Below are 421 nucleotides of genomic sequence, written 5' to 3' on the forward strand. Positions count from 1 at the left end.
GGCGGGGAAGCGGATCCACGTCCAGAAGCCGACGCCGGCCCGGTCCATATCGGCGAACCGCTTGAGGTACTGGCCGGATTGCTTGCCGAGATGGCTTATCTCCGCGAGCTTGCCGATGCCGGGGATGGCCGCCTCCAGCGCGTCCTCGCGCCGCTTGGCGATATCGGCGGCGTTGATGCCCTTGCTGGGGGCGACACCGTAGGCCGCGCCGCCCGCCTTGGGCGCTTCAGCCGTGGCGGATGCTGCGTGTTGATACAGCGCCTTACGCCCGCTGGACGTGGTGCGCTTCGCCTTGGCTTTCGCCTTCACCACGTCGGCCTCGACTGCTTCATCGCCGGACAGGGCGGCCCGAACGGCTTGCGCCACGATGGCATTGAGCTGGTCGGGGGTGAGGTTGACGGTCTGTTGGGTCTTCGAGGCC

Annotated in this window: 1 protein-coding gene; it reads right to left on the reverse strand. The window is 68.2% G+C overall.

Annotated elements, in window-relative coordinates; all coding sequences use genetic code 11:
- Positions 1–421, reverse strand: a 421-nt coding sequence (locus R0J87_RS18600) for a hypothetical protein (RefSeq protein ID WP_498888046.1), incomplete at both ends; no start/stop codon positions are given.

The sequence above is a fragment of the Halomonas sp. SIMBA_159 genome (assembly GCF_046536035.1).
Taxonomy (GTDB): domain Bacteria; phylum Pseudomonadota; class Gammaproteobacteria; order Pseudomonadales; family Halomonadaceae; genus Vreelandella; species Vreelandella venusta_A.